Annotated in this window: 19 protein-coding genes and 1 pseudogene; 14 read left to right on the forward strand and 6 right to left on the reverse strand. The window is 72.3% G+C overall.

The features are described 5' to 3' along the window. Position 1 precedes the first annotated feature (1 nt). From PED38_RS04605 to PED38_RS04620, 4 genes are all read right to left on the reverse strand, one after another. Positions 2-619 (reverse strand): hypothetical protein, encoded by a 618-nt coding sequence (locus PED38_RS04605; protein WP_270980024.1) that lies wholly within the window; start codon positions 617-619, stop codon positions 2-4. Positions 620-817: 198 nt separating this feature from the next. After that, on the reverse strand, positions 818-1,843 hold the full coding sequence (locus tag PED38_RS04610; protein WP_270980025.1) for a hypothetical protein: 1,026 nt from the start codon (positions 1,841-1,843) through the stop codon (positions 818-820). A gap of 217 nt (positions 1,844-2,060) precedes the next feature. Continuing rightward, entirely contained in the window at positions 2,061-3,590 is a 1,530-nt protein-coding gene (locus PED38_RS04615) for a catalase (RefSeq protein ID WP_063070162.1), read from the reverse strand. Between the two features lie 77 nt (positions 3,591-3,667). Then, positions 3,668-4,153, reverse strand: a complete 486-nt coding sequence (locus PED38_RS04620) for a Fur family transcriptional regulator (protein ID WP_270980027.1) — start codon at positions 4,151-4,153, stop codon at positions 3,668-3,670. Between the two features lie 124 nt (positions 4,154-4,277). Between PED38_RS04620 and PED38_RS04625 the strand changes: the two genes are divergently transcribed. After that, the gene (locus PED38_RS04625) at positions 4,278-5,267 is read left to right on the forward strand and encodes an aldo/keto reductase (RefSeq protein ID WP_063070160.1); all 990 of its coding nucleotides are present in this window, start codon (positions 4,278-4,280) and stop codon (positions 5,265-5,267) included. Positions 5,268-5,341: 74 nt separating this feature from the next. Here the strand turns inward: PED38_RS04625 and PED38_RS04630 are convergent, their stop codons facing one another. Next, the gene (locus PED38_RS04630; RefSeq protein ID WP_270980030.1) at positions 5,342-6,181 is read right to left on the reverse strand and encodes a carbon-nitrogen hydrolase family protein; all 840 of its coding nucleotides are present in this window, start codon (positions 6,179-6,181) and stop codon (positions 5,342-5,344) included. A gap of 28 nt (positions 6,182-6,209) precedes the next feature. Between PED38_RS04630 and PED38_RS04635 the strand changes: the two genes are divergently transcribed. Further along, on the forward strand, positions 6,210-6,884 hold the full coding sequence (locus tag PED38_RS04635) for a GntR family transcriptional regulator (RefSeq protein ID WP_270980031.1): 675 nt from the start codon (positions 6,210-6,212) through the stop codon (positions 6,882-6,884). Between the two features lie 73 nt (positions 6,885-6,957). On the opposite strand, the gene PED38_RS04640 is transcribed toward PED38_RS04635, so the two are convergent. After that, positions 6,958-8,349, reverse strand: a complete 1,392-nt coding sequence (locus PED38_RS04640; protein WP_270980032.1) for an MFS transporter — start codon at positions 8,347-8,349, stop codon at positions 6,958-6,960. A gap of 173 nt (positions 8,350-8,522) precedes the next feature. On the opposite strand from PED38_RS04640, the gene PED38_RS04645 reads away from it, so the two are divergent. From PED38_RS04645 to PED38_RS04700, 12 genes and pseudogenes are all read left to right on the forward strand, one after another. Further along, positions 8,523-9,206, forward strand: a complete 684-nt coding sequence (locus tag PED38_RS04645; RefSeq protein WP_063070156.1) for a DUF2848 domain-containing protein — start codon at positions 8,523-8,525, stop codon at positions 9,204-9,206. A gap of 97 nt (positions 9,207-9,303) precedes the next feature. After that, a pseudogene (gene purS, locus PED38_RS15870) lies at positions 9,304-9,543 on the forward strand (phosphoribosylformylglycinamidine synthase subunit PurS); the annotation flags it as partial. A 152-nt stretch (positions 9,544-9,695) separates the two neighbouring features. Next, a complete protein-coding gene (gene purQ / locus PED38_RS04655; RefSeq protein WP_204568292.1) occupies positions 9,696-10,391 on the forward strand; it encodes a phosphoribosylformylglycinamidine synthase subunit PurQ in 696 nt (231 codons plus the stop codon). After that, positions 10,388-12,748 carry a phosphoribosylformylglycinamidine synthase subunit PurL gene (gene purL, locus PED38_RS04660; protein ID WP_270980036.1) on the forward strand — a complete coding sequence of 787 codons (2,361 nt, stop codon included), beginning with the start codon at positions 10,388-10,390 and terminating at the stop codon, positions 12,746-12,748. Before purQ ends, purL begins: the two co-directional genes overlap by 4 nt. A gap of 2 nt (positions 12,749-12,750) precedes the next feature. After that, positions 12,751-13,548, forward strand: coding sequence for a dienelactone hydrolase family protein (locus PED38_RS04665; protein WP_270980037.1), 798 nt, complete (start codon positions 12,751-12,753; stop codon positions 13,546-13,548). A gap of 249 nt (positions 13,549-13,797) precedes the next feature. Next, positions 13,798-14,850, forward strand: coding sequence for an endonuclease/exonuclease/phosphatase family protein (locus tag PED38_RS04670; protein ID WP_063070151.1), 1,053 nt, complete (start codon positions 13,798-13,800; stop codon positions 14,848-14,850). 127 nt (positions 14,851-14,977) lie between these two features. Then, positions 14,978-15,697: an arsenate reductase/protein-tyrosine-phosphatase family protein gene (locus PED38_RS04675; protein WP_270980039.1), complete on the forward strand. Its 720-nt coding sequence runs from the start codon at positions 14,978-14,980 to the stop codon at positions 15,695-15,697. Positions 15,698-15,851: 154 nt separating this feature from the next. Then, positions 15,852-16,673: an endonuclease/exonuclease/phosphatase family protein gene (locus tag PED38_RS04680; protein WP_270980041.1), complete on the forward strand. Its 822-nt coding sequence runs from the start codon at positions 15,852-15,854 to the stop codon at positions 16,671-16,673. 66 nt (positions 16,674-16,739) lie between these two features. Then, on the forward strand, positions 16,740-17,723 hold the full coding sequence (locus PED38_RS04685) for an ATP-grasp domain-containing protein (protein ID WP_270980043.1): 984 nt from the start codon (positions 16,740-16,742) through the stop codon (positions 17,721-17,723). 158 nt (positions 17,724-17,881) lie between these two features. Beyond that, entirely contained in the window at positions 17,882-18,349 is a 468-nt protein-coding gene (locus PED38_RS04690) for a hypothetical protein (RefSeq protein ID WP_270980045.1), read from the forward strand. A gap of 33 nt (positions 18,350-18,382) precedes the next feature. Continuing rightward, positions 18,383-18,898 carry a hypothetical protein gene (locus tag PED38_RS04695; protein WP_063070146.1) on the forward strand — a complete coding sequence of 172 codons (516 nt, stop codon included), beginning with the start codon at positions 18,383-18,385 and terminating at the stop codon, positions 18,896-18,898. 60 nt (positions 18,899-18,958) lie between these two features. Further along, on the forward strand, positions 18,959-19,426 hold the full coding sequence (locus PED38_RS04700; RefSeq protein ID WP_063070145.1) for a hypothetical protein: 468 nt from the start codon (positions 18,959-18,961) through the stop codon (positions 19,424-19,426). The last annotated feature ends 5 nt before the right edge of the window (positions 19,427-19,431 follow it).

Here is a 19,431-nt window from a genome sequence, read left to right on the forward strand (position 1 = left end):
GTCAGCCCTCGGTGCGCGACACCGGCGTCGCGAGCGCTCGCCGGTACATCGCGGGATCGTGCCGCGTCGTCCGCGACACGACGAGCGTCGCCGGGTCGATGCGCTCGGCGTGGTACCCGGCGTAGGGCAGCTGCACGATGCTCGCGAGCCCGGTGCGCCAGGCGTCGGCGAGGGCCTCGACGCAGATCCGCTCCGGGTGCTCGGCGAGCGGCAGCCGGTGGTCGTCGTGCAGGGTCGCGTGCCACGCCTCGAACGCGTCCCGGTCGATGCCCTCCCCGAGGGAGAGGCGCCCGGCGGCCTGCACGTCGGGGGCGATCCCGCGGAGCAGGCGCATCCTCTCCTCCTGCGGAGCGTGCATCGCCTCACGGAGCGCCGCGAGACGCGGCCAGGCCCTGGCCCACTCGCTGCGCCAGCGCTCCACCGCCTCGGCGTCGCCCAGCCCGGCCGGACGCGCCGAGGCCCCGACATCGGGCACGCCGTCGAGCGCCGGCACGTCGTCGATCGCCAGCCGCCACGCCTCCCGCACGAACAGGAGGGACGTGAGCTCGCGGGGCTCGTCGATCCGGAGCACCATGTCGTGCGGCCACGGGTCGCCGGGGATGGGGCGGGTGCTGCGCATGCGGTGTCCTTCCGGTTCCGGGGGTTCGGCGTCGATGCGCCCACGGTGCCATGGCCGGCACCCCCGCGACGAGGCTCGGAGCCGCTGCGCAGGTCCCGCCGGAGCACGACGACGCCCGTCCCCTGCCGAGCGGGGACGGGCGTCGTGTGCGGCGATCCGCGGGTCAGCGATCCGCGGGTCAGCGATCCGCCCGGTGGGTCAGGACGCGGCGGCCGCGGCGAGGTACGTCGCGTGGAGATCGGCCTTCCACTGCGGGCCGAAGGCCGAGTGCGTGAAGTGCTGGTAGGCGAACGAGGTCATGCCGCGCTGCACGTCGCGCACCGGCGCGTCGTCCGTCGAGACCCACGGGGATCCGCTGATGCCGGCGCGGGACTCGATCTGCAGCCCCTCGATGGCGTCGTCCCGGTTCATCCACGGGTTCGGCTCGGCGCCGCTCTCCACGGAGACGGCCTTCGTGCCGTCGTGGCCGCCGTCGAGCGGGTAGCCGGTCGAGCGGAAGTCGTCGTCGTCCTTCGCCCCCGTGAAGGACACGCCGGATGCGCCGACGGTCGACGAGAGCGTGGCGCCGGCGGCGGCTCCCGCCGGTGCCTTCACCTGGAAGAACGCGGAGTCGAAGGCGACCTCGCGGCCGGTGACCCACCGGGCCGGAGCCGACACGGCCACCGCGCCCCAGACGCCGTGGGGCGCGGTGCCGTCGTACTGCGGCACGAACGCGAGCTGGGAGACGAACTGCCCGGCCAGCGCGGAGACGCACCGCCCCGCCGTGGCGACGAGGTCGCCGGACACGGATGCCACCACGTTGCCCGTGCAGCGCTGGTCGACGCCGCCGCTGCGGAAGAACACCACGCCGAGGTGGTCCTGCGGCGCGAATCCGGGGACGGGCTGGGACTCGTCGAAGCCCGGGATCCCGGTCGGCGCCGTCACCGCGGAGCCCGCGCGCGACGCGACCGCGCTGTCCGGGGCGGCACCGGGGCCGTCACCGTCGGCCGGGTCGGGATCGACGAAGGCGTTCGACTTCGCCGCCTGCATGCGCGCGGGGGTCCAGTAGGTCGACGTCGAGGCCGTCGAGCCGCGCGCGACCGACTGCTGGAGGACGCCGGACCCGACGGTGCCGGGGACGACGGTGGCGGCGGTCGCGGCGCCGGCGCCGCCGGCGAGCATGCCGACGGCCAGCGCGGCGCAGGCCGCCGTGCCGAGGATGGTGGAGCGGGTGGCGAGTGCCATGGTTCCGTCCTGTTCTCGTGTGAGGGGTGCGCGTCGATCGCCGCGCGGCATGACGCTGACACGGCCGCGCCCCCGGGCGGGGGCGCATCGCACAGGAGCAGGGCGCCCGGCGGGCCCGGTGCGGTCGCGTGCGGGCCGGCGGCGCACGCGACGACGCCCGCCCCCTCGTCGAGGGGACGGGCGTCGTGTCACGCGACCAGCGGATCACCGCCGCGGCTCAGTGGGCCGCGACGGAGACCTCCTCGGCGTCGCGCGTCGGGCCGGGCGTGGCCTCCGCGACGGGCGCGGATCCGGCGAGCGGCGGCAGGCCCGCGGCGACGGCCGCACCGAGCCAGGCGTCCACGTTCGTCCAGTACTGGATGACGCGGGCGCGCAGCTCGGGCCTCGTGACCTTGCTCACGTGACCGACGATGTTGCCGACGAGGCGCTCGCGCTGGGCGTCGTCCATCGACTCGTTGACGAGCATCCGGGCCTGGACGAAGTCGTCGTCCTCCGCGTGCAGCGTGGCGGCCGCGCGGACGAGCTCGCCGTCCTGCTCCCAGCCGGCGCTCTCGGCGGCGCGAGCCGGGTCGGCGTGCGCGCCGCCCAGCGAGTTGGGCGCGTAGACGGGCGTGCCGGCGTCCTGGAACGCGTAGCGGCCCTGGCCGTCCTTCGAGTAGCTGTGCACGGGCGACTTGGGCGCGTTCACCGGCAGCTGCGCGTGGTTCGTGCCCACGCGGTAGCGGTGCGCGTCCGCGTAGCTGAAGATGCGCGCGAGGAGCATCTTGTCGGGGCTGGTCTGGATCCCGGGCACGAAGTTCGAGGGCGCGAACGCGGCCTGCTCGATCTGCGCGAAGTAGTTCTCCGGGTTGCGGTTCAGGGTCATGGTGCCGACCTCGATGCGCGGGTAGTCCTTCTGCGACCAGACCTTCGTGAGGTCGAACGGGTTGAACCGGTACGACTTCGCCTCCTCGTAGGGCATGATCTGCACCTCGAGCTTCCACTCCGGGTAGTCGCCGCGGTCGATGGCCTCGGTGAGGTCGCGGATGTGGAAGTCGGCGTCCTCGCCGGCGATCTGGTCGGCCTGCTCCTGCTTCAGGATCTCGATGCCCTGCTGCGTCTTGAAGTGGTACTTCACCCAGAAGCGCTCGCCGGCCGCGTTGATCCACTGGTAGGTGTGGGAGCCGAAGCCGTCCATGTGGCGCCACGAGCTCGGCAGGCCGCGATCGCCCATGAGCCAGGTGACCTGGTGGGCGGTCTCGGGCGAGAGCGTCCAGAAGTCCCACTGCATGTCGTGGTCGCGGAGGTGCGAGCCCGGCAGGCGCTTCTGCGAGCGGATGAAGTCGGGGAACTTGATCCCGTCGCGGATGAAGAAGACGGGCGTGTTGTTGCCGACGAGGTCGTAGTTGCCCTCGTCCGTGTAGAACTTCAGCGCGAAGCCGCGGGGGTCGCGCCACGTGTCGGGGCTGCCCTGCTCGCCGGCGACGGTGGAGAAGCGCGCGAGCATCTCGACCTCGGCGCCGGGCTGGAAGAGGGAGGCGCGGGTGTAGGCGCTGACGTCGCCCGTGGTGCGGAAGATGCCGAACGCGCCGCCGCCCTTGGCGTGCACGACGCGCTCCGGGATGCGCTCCCGGTTGAACTGCGCGAGCTTCTCGACGAGGTAGTGGTCGTGGAGGGGGATGGCGCCGTCGGGGCCGACGGACAGCGAGTGCTCGTCGCTGGCGACCGGGGCGCCGGAGTCGGTGGTCGTGTACTTCTGGTCGGTCATGGTGTTTCTCCTGTCAGCGGTGGAACGGGGCGGTGCTGGCTCGGGCAGTCGGCCGTGGGGCGGGCCGGTGGCGACCGCTAGGTCGCGACGGTGGCACCGGGATCCGCGGATGCGGTCCGGCAGGCGGGGCACAGGCCCCAGTAGGTGACCTCGGCGCTCGCCACGAGGAACCCCGCCGAGTCGGACGGCGCGAGGCAGGGGGACTCCCCCACCGCGCAGTCCACGTCGACGATCTTCCGGCATGACGTGCACACGAGGTGATGGTGATTGTCGCCCGTACGACGCTCGTAGCGCGCGGACGATCCCGCGGGCTCGATGCGGCGCACGAGACCCGCGGCCGCGAGCGCGCCGAGCACGCCGTAGACCGCCTGGATGCTCGTGCTCGGGAGATCGCCCTTGACCGCGCGGAGCACCTCGTCGGCGTCCGAGTGGGGCTGCGCGTCGACCGCCGTGAGGACGGCGACGCGCGGCCGGGTCACCCGGAGACCCGCCTCCCGGAGCGCGGCGCGCAGGGCGTCGGCGTCGAGGGGCGGCGCGTGGTGGTGCGCGAGGTCGGTGGGCATCGCCGCAGTCAAGCACACTTCCCTTGAGCCATTCAAAAGAAGCGGGACGACGGCGCGTCGCCGTCCCGGGACGTGCCTAGGCTCGACGGGCGGCCCATCCGGCCGCGGGAGATCGGAGCACCGCATGAAGCACATCCACACCGGCACGGGCCTCGACGTCGGCCGCATCGGCCTCGGCTGCATGGGCATGAGCGCCTTCTACGACGGCCACGGGCAGGACGAGGCGGAATCGATCCGCACCCTCCACCGCGCCGTCGACCAGGGCGTCACGCTGTTCGACACGGCCGAGGCGTACGGGCCGTTCACGAACGAGCGCCTGGTCGGATCCGCGCTGGCCGGCCGCCGCGACGACATCGTCATCGCCACCAAGTTCGGCCTGCTGAAGCACGCGCCGGGCAAGGACGCCGAGGACTACGAGCGCGGCATGGACAGCTCGCCCACGAGCATCCGCATCGCCGTCGAGGCCTCGCTGCAGCGCCTCGGCACCGACCGCATCGACGTCCTGTACCAGCACCGCGTCGACCCGGCCGTGCCGATCGAGGAGACCGTCGGCGCGATGAAGGAGCTCGTCGACGAGGGCAAGGTCCTGCACCTGGGGCTCTCGGAGGCCGGGCCCGACACGATCCGGCGCGCGCATGCCGTGCACCCCATCGCCGTGCTGCAGAGCGAGTACTCCATCTGGACGCGCGACCCCGAGGGTCCGGTGCTCGAGGTGCTGCGCGAGCTCGGCATCGGCCTGGTGGCGTACTCGCCGCTCGGCCGCGGCTTCCTCACCGGCGCGATCTCGAGCGCCGCCGACCTGTCCGAGGCCGACTACCGCTCCTCCTCGCCGCGCTTCGCGGAGGAGGCCTTCGCGCAGAACATGCGCATCGTCGACGCCGTGAAGGACGTCGCGGGCGAGCTCGACGCGACGCCGGCCCAGGTGGCGCTCGCGTGGATCCTCGCGCAGGGCGACGACATCGCCGTGATCCCCGGCACCAAGCGCGTCAGCCGCCTCGACGAGAACGTGGCGGCCGACGCCGTGACGCTCTCGGCCGACCAGCTCGCGCGCCTCTCGTCGCTGCCCACCCCGGTCGGCGACCGCTACGCGGACATGGGTCCCGTCGGGCGCTGATCCGCTCGCATGCCCGCGGGCCCGGTCGCCCAGGCGGCCGGGCCCGCGTCGTGTCGCCGGCGGGAGACGCGGAGTCAGGCGTCGCGCTCGAGCCCCCGCCGCCGGTTCGCGAGCACGGGCAGCGTGCCGCGCGCGGCCTCGACCGCCGACGGATCCACGTCCACGACGAGCAGCTCCTCCTCGCCGCCGAGGCGGTGCAGCACCTCGCCGAGCGGGGAGACGACAGCGCTCCGGCCGATGCCCGTGGGCGCGCCGGACGCGGGGTCATGGCCGCGGGATCCGGCCGGCAGCGTCGCGGGATCGCCCTGGCCGACCGCGACCACGAAGGTCGTGGAGTCGAGCGCGCGAGCCCGGAGCAGCAGGTCCCACTGGTCGGCCTTGCCGGGGCCGGCGCCCCAGCTCGCGCACACGATGCTGACGGCGGCGCCGCGTTCGGCGCCCGCGAGGAAGAGGGCCGGGAAGCGCACGTCGTAGCAGGTGGCGAGGGACGCGCGGGTGCCGCCGACCTCGATCACCGCGACCGCATCGCCCGGGTCGACGGCGTCGGACTCGCGGAACCCGAAGGCGTCGAAGAGGTGGATCTTGTCGTACGAGGAGGCGCCCTCGGCCTGCGCTCCCGTGGGCCGCGCGACCAGGAGCGTGTTCCGCACCCGGCCGTCGGCGCCCGGCGTGAACATGCCCGCGACGATCACGACCCCGAGCCGGTCGGCGATCGCCCGCACCCCGGACGCCCACGGCCCGTCGAGCGGCTCCGCGACCTCCGGCAGCGGGTTGCCGAACGCGCGCTGCGCCGCCTCGGGGAACACCATGAGCTCGGCGCCCTGCCGGGCCGCATCCTCCGCGAACCGCTCGATCCGTGCGAGGTTGTCCGCGGGATCCGGCGAGCTGATGATCTGTGCGAGCGCGATCTTCATGGTCCTCCTCGTGATGTATACATAGCGTATGCGAGAACGCGCGGGCGATCCAGGCACCTCGGCGAGCACCCTCTCCGGCCGCGCGCGGGCCTACGAGTTCCTGCACGCGCACGTCCTCACCGACCCCGACCAGCAGGGCGCGTTCCTCAACGAGCAGGAGCTCGCGGAGCGCATCGGCGTCTCGCGCACGCCCGTCCGCGAGGCCCTGCTGCTGCTCGCCGCCGACGACCTGGTGGAGATGATCCCCAAGCGCGGTGCCCGGATCCCCGTCATCACCGGCCGCGAGATCGCCGAGCTGATGGAGCTGCGTAGCGTGCTCGAGCGGCACGCCGCGACGAGCGCCGTCGAGCACGACCGCACCCCGCTCGACGCCATGCGCGAGGTGCTCGAGCAGCAGCGCGCCATGGTCCAGAGCCCGCCGCGCGAGAGCGGCCGGGAGTTCATCGAGCACGACCGGCGCTTCCACCAGCTGCTCGTCGACGCCGCGGGCAGCGAGCTGATGAGCCGCACCTACGCGAAGCTCCGCGCCCGGCAGATCCTCGTGGGCGTCGAGGCGCTCTACCGCGCGGTGGACCGGCAGGACCGGGTCTGCGAGGAGCACGCCGGCATCGTCGACGCGCTCGCGGCGGGCGACGCCGAGGCGGCCCGCGACGCGATCGACCGGCACCTCGCCGTCACGCTCGACGTGCTGCTGCGCGCCTGACGCGGCGGCCCGAACCGCACACGGCGACGCCCGGACCCCGACGGGATCCGGGCGTCGCCGCGTGCGGGGAGCGTCAGACGCGCGGCGCGGCCACGCCCTCGGCGCCGGTCCGCACGTACTCCTCGTCCTCGGCCACGTCGGAGTCGCGGCCCATCGCGAGGCCCACGAGCGTGAGCACGACCGCGGCGGTGAGGTACAGCGCGATGCCGACCCAGCTGCCGGTCTCCTCGTAGATGATCGTGAACATCAGCGGCGCGATGGCCCCGCCGATCACGCCGGCGATCGTGTACGCGAGCGAGGCGACCGTGTAGCGGAGCCGGGGCGAGAACTGCTCGATGATGTACGCCGCCTGCGGCCCGTACATGAAGGAGTGGAAGAACAGGCCGAGGACGATGCCCACGCCGAGCACGAAGGTCGACGAGCCGTCCGTGATCGCGAAGAACACGTACGCCCACACGGCCGCTCCCACCGCCGCGGTCGCGTAGAGCGCCCGGCGGTTGATCCGGTCGCTCACGGCCCCCGCGAACGGGATCGTGAACAGCTGCACGGCGGATCCGACGAGCACCGCCACGAGCACCTGGCTGCGCTCGAAGCCGAGCGAGTTCACGCCGTAGGTGAGCGTGAAGACGGTGAAGAGCGCGTAGAGCACGTCGGGCCCGACGCGGCTGAGGATCGCGGCCACGAGCGGGCGGGCTTGCGTGCGGAAGATCTCCGAGATGGGCGCGCTCGGCCGGTCGCCGCGCTCCTGCAGCGCCTTGAACACAGGGGTGTCCTCGAGCTTCAGGCGGATCCAGAGGCCGAACGCCACGAGCAGCGCGGAGAGGAGGAAGGCCACGCGCCAGCCCCAGTCGAGGAAGTCGTCCTCGGTGAGCAGCGCGAGCGCGCCGTTGGCGAGCAGGTTGCCGGCGGGCGGGCCGACCTGCGCGGCCGACGACCAGAAGCCGCGCCTCCGCGGATCCCCGAACTCGCTGGAGAGCAGCACCGCGCCGCCCCACTCGCCGCCGACGCCCACGCCCTGCGCGAAGCGGAGGAGCACGAGGATGATCGGCGCCGCGAGCCCGATGGTCGCGTACCCCGGGAGCACGCCGATGAGGAACGTCGCGATGCCGATGAGCAGCAGCGTGAGCACGAGGACGGGCTTCCGGCCGATCTTGTCGCCGAGCCGCCCGAACACGAACCCGCCGACGGGGCGCGACACGTAGCCGACCGCGTAGGTGGAGAACGCGAGGATCATCGCCGTGTACGGATCGGAGGCGGGGAAGAACACGATCGGGAACACGACGGCGCTGGCTGCCGAGTAGACGGCGAAGTCGTACCACTCGAGCGAGGTGCCGGTGAGGCTCGCGGTGAAGGCCTTCACGAGCTCGCGGCGCGACGGCCTCGGGGTGTCGTGGGGCGCGCCGGATGCGGGCGCGTAGGCGGCGGATGCGGTGGTCGCCGCAGCGGCGGTGGGGTCGTCGGCCATGGGTCTCCTCGGGTGCGGGACCGGGTGGGGAGCCGCCGCGGATCCGGCTGGCGGACCCCGCCGGGCGTCCGGTCGGTGTGCTGTATACAGTAGGCATACCGGACGCCGATGACCATGGCCGGGGCGACCGGATCCGCATCTCTTCACACGCTCGAAACACCACCGGAGGACCGATGACCACCCTGCGCTTCCAGCTGCCCGACGGATCCACCACGAGCGTCGAGGTCGTGCGCCTCCTCAACGCCGGCTACGCGGGCCGCGACCAGGCCGAGGTGCAGGCGCACATCGCGGAGCTCGCCGAGCTCGGCGTCCCCGGCCCCGAGGTCACGCCCGCGCTCTACCCGGTGGCGCCCTACCTCGCGTCGCAGGCGGACGCCGTCCCCGCGCAGCACGGCCGCACCTCCGGCGAGGCCGAGTGGGCGCTCGTGATCACCCACGACGACGTGCTCCTCACGGTCGCGTGCGACCACACCGACCGCGCGCTCGAGGTGCACGGCGTCGCGTGGAGCAAGAACGCCGGACCCGACGTGCTCGGCCGGAAGGCGTGGCGCCTCGCCGACGTGCGCGACCGGCTCGACGCGATCCGCCTGCGCGGCTGGGTCGGCGAGGAGGGCGCCGAGGAGCTCATCCAAGACGCCACGCTCGCCGCGCTCCTCACGCCCGACCACTGGCTCGACGTGCTCGCCGAGCGCGGCCTCCGGGTGCCCGGCACGGTGCTCATCTCGGGCACGGTCGCGATGGTCCCGGGCGTCGACCAGTTCGCGTCGCGCTGGCGCGTGCAGCTCGAGGACCCCGCCACGGGCGAGACCATCGACGCCGCCTACCGCGTGGAGCTGCTGCCCGAGGCGATCGGCTGACGCTGCCCGCGACCGCCCCGTCGGACCAGCCCGGCGGGACGCGGCCGTCCGGTACGCTGAGCGCATCCACCCGCCTCCAGGAATCCGGAGTCCCATCGTGCCCACGATCGTCGTCGAAGTGATGCCCAAGGCCGAGCTGCTCGACCCCCAGGGGAAGGCCGTGGCCGGCGCCCTCGCCCGCCTCGGCAAGGACCGCTTCACCGGCGTCCGCATCGGCAAGCGCTTCGAGCTCACCGTCGAGGGCGAGGTGGACGACGCGCTGCTCGCCGACATCCAGTCGCTCGCCGCCGACATGCTCTCCAACTCCGTCATCGAGGACGTTATCAGCGTCCACGTCGCCGGGCTCGACGGGTTCGGCCTCACCGCCGAGGCGGACATGTCCACCGGCAACGTCACCGACGAGCACACGGTCGCCGACGGCGGCACGGCCGACACCGACGTCGCCGCGCACCCGCTCCCCCACGGCTCGGCCGCGGCGGAGCAGCGCTGATGCGCGTCGGGGTCATCACCTTCCCGGGATCCCTCGACGACCGCGACGCCCAGCGCGCCGTCCGCCTCGCGGGCGCCACGCCCGTCGCGCTCTGGCACGGCGACCACGACCTCCAGGGCGTCGACGCGGTCGTGCTCCCCGGCGGATTCAGCTACGGCGACTACATGCGCGCCGGTGCCATCGCGGCGTTCGCGCCGATCATGCGCGAGGTGGTGGACGCGGCCGAGCGCGGCGTCCCCGTCCTCGGCATCTGCAACGGCTTCCAGATGCTCACCGAGGCGCACCTGCTGCCCGGCGGGTTGATCCGCAACGAGGCCGGGAACTTCGTCTGCCGCGACCAGCGCCTCCGCGTCGAGGCCACCGGCACCGCGTGGACGAGCGCCTTCGCCGAGGGCGAGGAGATCACCATCCCGCTCAAGAACGGCGAGGGCGGCTTCATCGCCGACGCCGACACGCTCGACCGCCTCGAGGGCGAGGGCCTCGTGGCCTTCCGCTACCTCGGCGGCAACCCGAACGGATCCCTGCGCGACATCGCCGGGATCACCAACGCCCGCGGCAACGTCGTCGGCCTCATGCCCCACCCCGAGCACGCCGTCGAGGAGGGCTTCGGACCGGACACCCCGGCCGCCATGCGCTCCGGTGTCGACGGCCTCCGTCTCTTCACGTCCGTCCTCGAAGGAGTCCTCGCGCAGTGAGCGTCCACCCCGATCCCGCCTCCGTCCCCACCGACCCCGCGGGAGAGGGACGCAGCGCCCGCCGCCACGTCGCCGACACCGTCGAGATGGCTGAGAACACCCCCGAGAAGGAGCAGCCGTACGCGGCGCTCGGGCTCACCGAGGGCGAGTACCTGAAGATCCGCGAGATCCTCGGCCGCCGCCCCACGAGCGGCGAGCTCGCCATGTACTCGGTCATGTGGAGCGAGCACTGCTCCTACAAGTCCTCGAAGAAGTACCTGCGCCAGTTCGGGCAGAAGGTGTCCGAGTCCATGAAGAAGGACCTCATGGTCGGCATGGGCGAGAACGCCGGCGTCGTCGACGTGGGCGAGGGCTGGGCCGTCACCTTCAAGATCGAGAGCCACAACCACCCCTCCTACATCGAGCCGTTCCAGGGCGCGGCCACCGGCGTCGGCGGCATCGTCCGCGACATCATCTCGATGGGCGCCCGCCCCGTCGCCGTGATGGACGCGCTCCGCTTCGGCGACATCGACGACCCGGACACCGCGCGCGTCGTGCACGGCGTGGTCTCCGGCATCAGCTTCTACGGCAACTGCCTCGGCCTCCCGAACATCGGCGGCGAGACCTACTTCGACCGCGTGTACCAGGGCAACCCGCTCGTCAACGCGCTCGCGGTGGGCGTGCTCCGCCACGAGGACCTCCACCTCGCCAACGCGCGCGGCGTGGGCAACAAGGTCGTGCTGTTCGGCGCCCGCACGGGCGGCGACGGCATCGGCGGCGCATCCATCCTCGCGAGCGACACCTTCGCCGACGGCGGCCCGACCAAGCGCCCCGCGGTGCAGGTGGGCGACCCGTTCGCGGAGAAGGTGCTCATCGAGTGCTGCCTCGAGCTGTTCCGGGAGGATCTCGTCGAGGGCATCCAGGACCTCGGCGCCGCGGGCATCTCCTGCGCCACGAGCGAGCTCGCCTCCAACGGCGACGGCGGCATGCACATCCGGCTCGAGGAGGTGCTGCTGCGCGACCCGTCGCTCACCGCCGAGGAGATCCTCATGTCAGAGAGCCAGGAGCGCATGATGGCGGTCGTGAAGCCGGAGAAGCTCGACGGCTTCCTCGCGGTCGTCGCGAAGTGGGACGTCGAGACGAGCGTGCTCGGCGAGGTCACCGACACCGGCCGCCTCGTCATCGACCACCACGGCGAGCGCATCGTCGACGTCGAGCCGCGCACGGTCGCGGTCGACGGCCCCGTCTACGACCGGCCCGTCTCCTACCCCACGTGGATCGACGCCCTCCAGGCCGACTCCGCCTCGCGCCTCGCGCGCCCCACCGCGCCCGACGACATCCGCGACCAGTTCCTCCAGCTGCTCGGCAGCCCGAACCTGGCCGACGCGTCGTGGATCACCGACCAGTACGACCGCTACGTCATGGGCAACACCGCCCTGTCGTTCCCCGACGACGCGGGCATGGTCCGCGTCGACGAGCAGAGCGGCCTCGGCTTCTCGGTCGCGACCGACGCGAACGGGCGCTTCTGCCAGCTCGACCCGTACCGCGGCGCGCAGCTCGCCCTCGCGGAGGCGTACCGCAACGTCGCCGCATCCGGCGCCACGCCCGTCGCCGTGAGCGACTGCCTCAACTTCGGCAGCCCCGAGGACCCCGAGGTCATGTGGCAGTTCAGCCGCACGGTCGAGGGCCTCGCGGACGGCTGCCTCGAGCTCGAGATCCCCGTCACGGGGGGCAACGTCTCCCTCTACAACCAGACGGGCACGCAGGCCATCCACCCCACGCCCGTCGTGGGCGTGCTCGGCGTGATCGACGACGTCGCGCGTCGCATCCCGTCCGGCTGGCAGGACGAGGGCGACAACATCTACCTCCTCGGCGTCACGCGCGAGGAGCTCGACGGATCCGCCTGGGCCGGCACCGTGCACGACCACCTCGGCGGCGTCCCGCCCGTGGTCGACCTCACCGCGGAGAAGGAGCTCGCCTCCCTCATCGCCGCCGGCGCCACGCAGTCGCTCGTCGCGAGCGCGCACGACCTCTCGGACGGCGGCCTCGGCCAGGCGCTCGCGGAGTCCGTGATGCGCTTCGGCGTCGGCGCGCGCGTCTGGCTCGACGGCATCGTCCAGCGCGACGGCGTCGACCAGGCCACCGCCCTCTTCTCCGAGTCCACCGGCCGGATGCTCGTCACGGTCCCCCGCGAGGACGACGTCAAGTTCCAGGGCCTCTGCGAGGGGCGCGGCTACCCCGTGCTCCGCATCGGGGTGACGGACGCGCAGGCGCCCGGCCTCGAGCTGCAGGGCCTGTTCACCCTGTCGGTCGAGGAGCTGCGCGGGATCCACCGCGCCACGCTGCCCGCCCGCTTCGGCACCGCCGTGGAGGCCTGAGCATGACCGATCCCGCATCGACCCCCGTCTGGTCGCCGTCCCTCGCCGAGCTCACCGAGCGCGTGCCCCTGCCCGCGGGCGCCGACATCCAGATGGGGCCCGTGCTGTACGAGCACGACGGCACCGAGCTCGAGGGCCTGCTCGCCCGCGACGCGTCGCAGGGTGGCCGCCGCCCGGCCGTGCTCGTGATCCACGACTGGTTCGGGGTCGGCGGGCACGTGGCCGCGCGGATCCAGATGCTCGCGCGCCTCGGCTACGTCGCGTTCGCCGCCGACGTGTACGGCCGCGACGTGCGGCCCGGCCCCGAGGAGGCGGCAGACGTGGCTGGCGCCTACTACGCCGACCTGCCGCTCATGCGCGCCCGCGTGCAGGCCGGCATCGACCGGCTCGCCGCCGAGCCCGACGTCGACCCGTCGCGCATCGCCGTCATGGGCTACTGCTTCGGCGGCAGCGCCTCCCTCGAGGTCGCCCGCGCGGGCGCCGAGATCAAGGCCGCCATCTCGCTGCACGGCAGCCTCGTGGTGCACGAGCCGGCCGACGTCGCGGACGTGAAGGCCGCGATCCTCGTCCTCACCGGCGCGGACGACCCGATGGTCCCGGACGAGAAGGTGGCCGCGTTCCAGGACGAGATGCGCACGCGTCCCGCGATCGACTGGCAGGTCGTCACCTACAGCGGCGCGATGCACGCGTTCTCCGTGCCCGGCGTCGACTCGCCCGAGCACGGCGCGCAGTACCAGGACCGCGCCGAGCGCCGCTCCTGGCGCGCGCTCACGGACTTCCTCGCGGAGCACGTGGGCTGACCCGCTCCCCGCACCGATCCGCGCGCCGCCGGAACTCGCCGGCGGCGCGCGCGTCTGTCCGGGGGCCTGGCATCGCCTGGCGGATCCCTCCGCGACGGGCCGACACGCCGCCCCCGGGTTGCCATCCCCGCACCCCTCGCGTAGACCTGTCCGTGCAGTTCACGCATCCGCCATGCGCCGTTGGTGCCCCGCAGGGGCACGCACGCGCAGGCTGATCATGCGAGACACGTGCGACCCGAGGAGATCTCCATGATGGCGAGCGGCGGATCCAGCCGACGCGACCTGTTCGACGGCGCCGGATCCTCGGATCCGGGCATCGGACGCCCCACCCGCGGTTCCGGCACGGCGCTCCTCGAGCGGCCGCGCGCGGACGAGACGACCACCACGACCGACGGCCCGGACGGCACCGCGGAGGCCGACCCCCCTCCGTCTCGCCCGGCGGCAGCGGCTCCCGTCGCTCCCGCCCCGCCCCAGCAGGCGACCATCGGCTCGGCCGAGGGCGACCTCGTGCACGTCATGACCTGCAACATCCGCCTGGCCCGCCCCTCCACCGAGCCCGGCGACCCCGACCACTGGGCCGACCGCGAGCCCGTGCTCGCCCGCTTCCTCCAGCTCGAGCAGCCCACCGTGCTCGGCGTGCAGGAGGCCCTCTCGGCCCAGCTGCCCGCCATCGCGCGCGCGCTCCCCCACCACCGCATGCTCGGCTACGGCCGTGACGGCGGGTCCGGCGGCGAGTACAGCGCGATCTTCTACGACGAGCGCCGCCTCGACGTCGTCGCGTGGGACCAGTTCTGGCTGTCCGACCTGCCCGAGCTCATCGGCTCGCGCTCGTGGGGCTGCAGCACCACCCGCATCGCGACGTGGGCGCGCTTCCGCGACCGCCGCAGCGGCGCCGAGTTCGTGCACCTCAACACGCACCTCGACCACGAGTCGGAGCTCGCCCGCGTGAAGAGCGCCGACCTCATCACCGAGCGCCTGCAGGAGGTCGCCTCGGGCGCCCCGGTCGTCGTCACGGGCGACTTCAACGCGCCGGCCGAGGAGTCGGCGGCGTACGACATCCTCACGCGCGACGCCGGCCTCGCCGACACCTGGACCACGGCCGCGCACCACGCGACGCCCGGCATCGGCACCTTCACCGCGTACGGCGACCCGGTGCCCGAGGGCGAGCGCATCGACTGGATCCTCGCGGGTCGCGGCGTCGAGGTGGTCGACTCGGCCATCAACCCGTACACGTGGCAGGGTCGCTCCCCCTCGGACCACGCCGCCGTGCAGGCGCTGGTCCGCCTCGCGCGCACCGCCTGACCCGCACGCCCCGGGCCCGCAGGCGGACGGCCAGGGCCACTACGGCTACAGTTGCGGGTACACCGAGGGCGAGGAAGGTCGGAAGACCGAGGCGCCCATCGAGAAGATCAAGGCACATCTCCCCTCCATGTCGGAACTCCCCCCCACGAGCCGCAGGGCCGCACGCGCAGCCCTCGGCGCCGCATCCACCGCGGGCGTCGACGACGGCCCGTTCCGCGTGCTGTTCGTCTGCTCCGGCAACATCTGCCGCTCGCCCCTCGCAGAGCAGGTGCTCCGAGCGAGGGTCCGCGCGATCTTCGGCGGCGACGCCTCCGAAGCCGACTCGGTCGTGCGCTTCTCCAGCGCCGGCACGATCGCGGCCGACGGGCAGCGCATGCCGGAGCAGGCGGCCGAGCTGTCCGTCCGCTACGGCGGCGACCCGAGCGAGCACCAGGCCCGGTTCCTCACGCCCGACATCATCCGGGGCACGGACCTCGTGCTCACGATGGCCCGCGAGCACCGCAGCGCCGTCGTGCGCCAGGTGCCGCGTGCCAACCGCTCCACCTTCACCCTCCGCGAGTTCGCGGCGCTCTTCGCTCACCTCGTCGAGGTGAGCGGGGAGGAGAAGCACATCACGTGCGACGGCGACGTCCCGGCGCAGCTGCGCGCGCTCATCCCGCTCATCGCGGCGCAGCGGGGCGTCACCCTGCCGCCCGCGCAGGAGGACGACTACGACGTGGTCGACCCGTACCGCCGCTCGCAGAGCACGTACGACGCCTCCGGGGAGCAGGCCGCACGCGCGATCGATTCAGTGCTCGAGTCGGTGCGGGCCGTGACCCGCACGGGCGCGTCCCGCCTCCGGGGCTGACCCGAGCGCCGTCGAGCCCTCTCGCATCGCGCGCACGCCGGCGGCGTCCGACCGCTGCTTCGACGACGACCCCGCGGTCGTCATCGCGCTCGGGTGCTCATCCGTTCGCCGCGCCGCGGCCCGGCGATCAGGCGGGCGGGGTTGAATGGTGGGCATGACCCCCGCGATCGGCCCGACGACCGGCGACGACATCCACCTGATCTCGCTCAACGTGCGGATGCCGTGGCACGGCACCCGCCCCGGCGAGGCCGACCACTGGCCCGAGCGCCAGGAGCCGCTGATCCGGTTCCTGCAGCAGGAGCGCCCCACGGTGCTCGGCGTGCAGGAGGCGGTGTGGCCGCAGATCCAGGTGATCGACAAGGCGCTGCCGCCGTCGTACCGCATGGTCGGGCAGGGCCGCGAGGGCGGCAGCCACGGCGAGCACGGCGCGATCTTCTACCAGGCGTCCCGCCTCACCCTCCTCGAGCACGACGTGATGTGGCTCTCGGACACCCCGGACGTGATCGGCAGCATGACGTGGGGCAACCCCATGCCGCGGATCCTCACCTGGGCCCGCTTCCAGGACGAGGCGACCGGCCTCCCGCTCGTGGTGCTCGACACGCACCTCGACCACGACGTCGCCGAGGCCCGCGACCGCGCGGCCGAGGCCATCGCGGAACTCGTGCGCACGCGCTTCGCCGGGCTGCCGCTCGTGCTCATGGGCGACTTCAACGCGCCCGTCGACTCCACGCCCTACGACGCGCTCACCCGCCGCGGCGGCCTCCGCGACTCCTGGCTCGACACCGCGCGCCAGGCCACCCCGGCGTTCGGCACGTTCCCCGACTACCGGCCGCCGGTGGTGGGGGCGCCGCGCATCGACTGGATCCTCGTGAGCGAGCGCGTGGACGTGCGCGCCGCCGCCGTCAACGACTTCGCCTGGCAGGGCCGCATGATGAGCGACCACCTGCCCGTGCAGGCGCTCGTGCGCCTGCGCTGACGTCGCGCGTCACGCCTCGCGCGTCACGCGTTGGGCGCGGCCTCCCCGGCCTCGTAGCCTGGGTGGATGACCACCGCACCGAAGGTATTCGCCATCCACGAGAACCCCGAGTGGTTCGGGCCGTTCGCCGCCGCCCTCGACGCGCGCGGCGTGCCGTACGAGGAGTGGCTCCTCACCGACGGCGTGCTGGAGATCGACGAGGCGCCGCCCGAGGGGATCTTCTGGTCGAGGATCAGCGCCTCCGCCCACACGCGCGACCACGCGCTGTCCAAGGACTACACGCGCTCGCTCATGAGCTGGCTGGAGTCGCACGGCCGCCGCACGGTCAACGGCCGCCGCACGATCGAGCTCGAGGTGAGCAAGGTCGACCAGCTCACGGCCCTCCGCGCCGCCGGGATCGAGGTGCCGCGGACGCGCGCCGTGATCGGCAGCCACCGGATCGTCGAGGCGGCGCGAGGACTCCCGACGCCGTTCATCACCAAGCACAACCAGGGCGGCAAGGGCCTCGGCGTCCGGAGGTTCGACAGCGTCGAGGAGCTGGCCGCGTACGTGGAGGGGCCCGACTTCGAGGAGCCGCAGGACGGGATCACGCTGCTGCAGGAGTTCCTGGAGGCGGCGACGCCGCGGGTGACGCGCGTGGAGATCGTGGGCGGGCGGTTCGTCTACGCGATCCAGGCGGACACGGCGCGCGGCGGGTACCAGCTGTGCCCGGCGGACGCCTGCGCGATCGACCCGGCGACGGGCGCGCTCGTGATGCCGCCCGGCGCGACCATCGCGCAGCAGCCGGGCGACACGATCTTCTCGCTGCGGGAGGACATCACCGCGGAGCACCCGCTCGTGCAGCGCTACGTCGCATTCCTCGCGGGGCTGGGGATCGAGGTGGCCGGGATCGAGTTCATCGAGACCGCCGACGGCCGGCTCGTGACCTACGACGTGAACACGAACACCAACTACAACGCGGGCGTCGAGGCGGTCGCTCCCGCCTCGGGCCCGGGCGCGGTAGCTGCGTTGCTGGAGCGCGTGCTGCGGGAGGAGTACCCGGAGGGCTGAGGCCTCGCGGCCGTACCCGCGGATCCCATCCGGCGCTTGACGAGGTGACGCGGCACGGGGATGCTGGGCACGTCGTCGGGATGCCCCCGGATGGGGGCACCTCGGCTCTGCGCACCGAGCGTCGGCGCGAGGACGCGGCGATGGGAGGAAAGCGACGGATGGATCACGCGGCGATCTTGAACGACCTCATCCGGAACTGGGTGTCACTGGGCCTCGAGTATGCGGACGGCGCCCCCGATCTGACGAAGATATTCGTATATGGTGCGTCTGAGCGAGACAGCGCTTACGCGAACATGTTCTTCGAGCCGAGGGGATCCGTCGTGTATGCGAACGAGCTCGAAGGCGTGGACGCCAGTCGGGATCGGGCCGTGACAGTGCAGCGATTCATGCTCCGCGACCTCAAGGCGGCCGAGACACAGCTTCAAGAACTGGGCGCACCAATTCCGACACAATATCGAGTGACGTATGACACCGTCATACGTCAGCTCGATATGCAGCTATCATACGAACCCGTGTACGCGAACCGCCCCACGAAGATCATGGAAGAAGGCGCCGAGGACTGGCTCGACGGGCGCTTGAGGAAGATATTCGGTGACGATGACGCCCCTGCGCCGAGCGGAGGCTGAGATCGGCCACGCCCACGCCTTCGAGGACTCCCGGTGAAGTACATCTACTGCGAAAGATGGGACGGCGAATTCAACGAGCCCATCAATCCATTGTCGGAGGCCGACGCACGGAACCGTTTCGACGGCCTGGTCCCCGAGCCCGACCATTGGTTCTCCGTCGCGGCACTCAAGGATGACGCCCGAGATCGCACGGTGCCTGAATTCCTGCTCGAAGTCATCCCTCATGCCGACTTCGTCAATGTCTCATTTCTCGACGAACTCGGCCGCCAGCGCTTTCGATACGGGTTCACGAACCTGCAGGGCCGGCTCTTCATGTCCAACGTGACGGAGCACCGCTATCCCGCCGATCGGTCCTTCCATCGGATCAACGAGGCCAACGCCGTAGAGGAGTTCGTCTTCAAGCCCGAAGGCTACGCCAAGCACGTCGTCATGGATGACGCAGATCCACTCACTCACGTCTCAGAGTACCGAGAGGTGAAGATGGATCGCCATTGGGAACGAGTGCCCCAGTTCGGCGACTGGGAGCATCTGGGCAAGTTCGATCGATGATCTCCGCTGCAATGGCGAGTGGATGATCATCGCTTCCCATTGAGAGAGAAAAGGCGACGGATGGATCAAGAGCAGGTCTTGGCGGAACTCATCGAGAGCTGGGTATCCCTGGCCCTCGAGTACTCCGACGGCGCTCCGGACCTGACCCGGATATTCGTCTACGCCGCCTCCGAGCGAGATAGGACGTACGCGAACGTCTTCTTCGAGCAGGATGGCTCCGTCATCTACGCCAGCGAGCTACGCGGCGTGGACGCCGACCCGGACCGGACCGTGGCCGTGCAGCGCTTCCTGCTCAAGGACCTCAAGGCGGCCGAGACGCGGCTCCGCGAGCTCGGCGCCCCCGTGCCGACGCAATACCGCGTGGCGTACGACACCGTCATACGACAGCTTGACATGCAGCTATCACACGAACCCATGTACGCCAACCACCCCGCGAAGATCATGGAAGAAGGCGCCGAGGACTGGCTCGACGGACGCTTGAGGAAGATATTCGGCGACGATGACGCCCCTGCGCCGAACGGAAACTGACCGAG

The sequence above is a fragment of the Clavibacter sp. CT19 genome, from assembly GCF_027858075.1.
GTDB classification, from domain to species: Bacteria; Actinomycetota; Actinomycetes; order Actinomycetales; family Microbacteriaceae; genus Clavibacter; species Clavibacter tessellarius_A.

Coding starts and splice junctions, on each gene's coding strand:
- PED38_RS04640 (WP_270980032.1), bottom strand. CDS start 8,349: ATGGCCGACGACCCCACCGCCGCTGCGGCGACCACCGCATCCGCCGCC.
- PED38_RS04685 (WP_270980043.1), top strand. CDS start 16,740: ATGACCACCGCACCGAAGGTATTCGCCATCCACGAGAACCCCGAGTGG.
- PED38_RS04605 (WP_270980024.1), bottom strand. CDS start 619: ATGCGCAGCACCCGCCCCATCCCCGGCGACCCGTGGCCGCACGACATG.
- PED38_RS04680 (WP_270980041.1), top strand. CDS start 15,852: ATGACCCCCGCGATCGGCCCGACGACCGGCGACGACATCCACCTGATC.
- PED38_RS04690 (WP_270980045.1), top strand. CDS start 17,882: ATGGATCACGCGGCGATCTTGAACGACCTCATCCGGAACTGGGTGTCA.
- PED38_RS04670 (WP_063070151.1), top strand. CDS start 13,798: ATGATGGCGAGCGGCGGATCCAGCCGACGCGACCTGTTCGACGGCGCC.
- purQ (WP_204568292.1), top strand. CDS start 9,696: ATGCGCGTCGGGGTCATCACCTTCCCGGGATCCCTCGACGACCGCGAC.
- PED38_RS04615 (WP_063070162.1), bottom strand. CDS start 3,590: ATGACCGACCAGAAGTACACGACCACCGACTCCGGCGCCCCGGTCGCC.
- PED38_RS04700 (WP_063070145.1), top strand. CDS start 18,959: ATGGATCAAGAGCAGGTCTTGGCGGAACTCATCGAGAGCTGGGTATCC.
- PED38_RS04630 (WP_270980030.1), bottom strand. CDS start 6,181: ATGAAGATCGCGCTCGCACAGATCATCAGCTCGCCGGATCCCGCGGAC.
- PED38_RS04610 (WP_270980025.1), bottom strand. CDS start 1,843: ATGGCACTCGCCACCCGCTCCACCATCCTCGGCACGGCGGCCTGCGCC.
- PED38_RS04665 (WP_270980037.1), top strand. CDS start 12,751: ATGACCGATCCCGCATCGACCCCCGTCTGGTCGCCGTCCCTCGCCGAG.
- PED38_RS04635 (WP_270980031.1), top strand. CDS start 6,210: ATGCGAGAACGCGCGGGCGATCCAGGCACCTCGGCGAGCACCCTCTCC.
- PED38_RS04645 (WP_063070156.1), top strand. CDS start 8,523: ATGACCACCCTGCGCTTCCAGCTGCCCGACGGATCCACCACGAGCGTC.
- PED38_RS04675 (WP_270980039.1), top strand. CDS start 14,978: ATGTCGGAACTCCCCCCCACGAGCCGCAGGGCCGCACGCGCAGCCCTC.
- PED38_RS04620 (WP_270980027.1), bottom strand. CDS start 4,153: ATGCCCACCGACCTCGCGCACCACCACGCGCCGCCCCTCGACGCCGAC.
- PED38_RS04625 (WP_063070160.1), top strand. CDS start 4,278: ATGAAGCACATCCACACCGGCACGGGCCTCGACGTCGGCCGCATCGGC.